Genomic DNA, 1,107 nt, shown 5'->3' with positions numbered 1-1,107 from the left:
CCGCGACGATTTGCGGCGATTTAGGGGCTCACACGCAGAAAGGAAGCGTTATCTCCGGGGTGCGGCCACTTGCGCGCAATGCTATAGTGGTGATGCCCCTCGCATGTAAGCCAACATCAACCTCAAGCACGCGGGCGTGGCGCACAATGGTAGTTAGGAGAGAAATATTCACTTCTTGTCATCTCATAGTACAGGCAAATTTTTCCGTCATATAACCTGTCGTCAATATATCGCATACCGATTCTATTTGCAGATTTCTCTCCAATAGTATTTCCTTTCTCAATAAAACCTATAACCTTTTCTTTTGTTGAGTTTTGTAAAGCATGCGTTATTGTGAATCGTGCAGCCTCAGGGCCCAAACCTCGTCCTATCCTGTTCTGGAAAAATGCCCATGCAAATTCGAGATTATTGGTGCCCTTGTAGTCGCGCAGGCCACAGCGACCGATAAAAATCGGACCATCATGGACTTTTTCATAGATCATCCAGTCGCCGAAGCCATTCTTGCGCCACTGTGCCAATAGCCAATCGACCCACCTATGTACATCCTCAGTGGTCTGCGGCACATTCCTATAGATCGCCTTCTGAACCAGCGGATCATTGTGCAGTTTGAACAGTTCCACCTCGTGCTGGGATCCTACGGAGGTGAGGATCAAACGTTCGGTCTGATATGCGATCATCGGTTTCTCCCAATCTTGCCAGGCTGTGTCGCGATCCGGCATGATTGATTTCAGAATCGGCACCTGAATACCCATCTTGGTTTGATCTACGGGGTCTGTGTCCTTAATAGCAGTCAGCACAGATGCAGGCTCCCACCATGGCTAGTGGGGATCTGTGGCAAGGTCTGACCTGGATTGTGAAGAGCCAAGTTGATGCGGTTCACGCGGAGCGAGCCAAGGGCTGGAGCCGCAAAGGAATCTGGCTGCGACCAGAGGAGAAGCATAAGCGCTCAATTGAGCGTAAGCGGTTAGCCGCCTTGATGCACGGCGATGAGGTTTTGGCGGCCTGAAGCGGCGATGTGGCCGCTGTTGGGCGCTTTTCCGCGAACCTCGTCAGGCGCCGGCGGTGATCCGTCGTGATGGCAGGTGGGGTTTGCAGGTTGCGGTCGGC

The 1,107-nt window shown here is 52.2% G+C and carries 2 protein-coding genes; both read right to left on the bottom strand.

Features of this window, described 5'->3' with window-relative positions; genetic code table 11:
* Positions 1–122: 122 nt before the first annotated feature.
* Positions 123–797 carry a GNAT family N-acetyltransferase gene (locus NKI95_RS34275; RefSeq protein ID WP_352722268.1) on the bottom strand — a complete coding sequence of 225 codons (675 nt, stop codon included), beginning with the start codon at positions 795–797 and terminating at the stop codon, positions 123–125.
* Positions 798–876: 79 nt separating this feature from the next.
* Positions 877–1,107: hypothetical protein (locus NKI95_RS34270; protein ID WP_352722266.1), on the bottom strand; the 231-nt coding region annotated here is incomplete at its 5' end.

The sequence above is a fragment of the Mesorhizobium sp. M0306 genome (genome assembly GCF_040321655.1).
In the GTDB taxonomy this organism is placed as follows: Bacteria; Pseudomonadota; Alphaproteobacteria; order Rhizobiales; family Rhizobiaceae; genus Mesorhizobium.
Note: the sequence above shows the minus strand (reverse complement) of the source record. Positions and strands in the feature narration are given on the sequence as shown.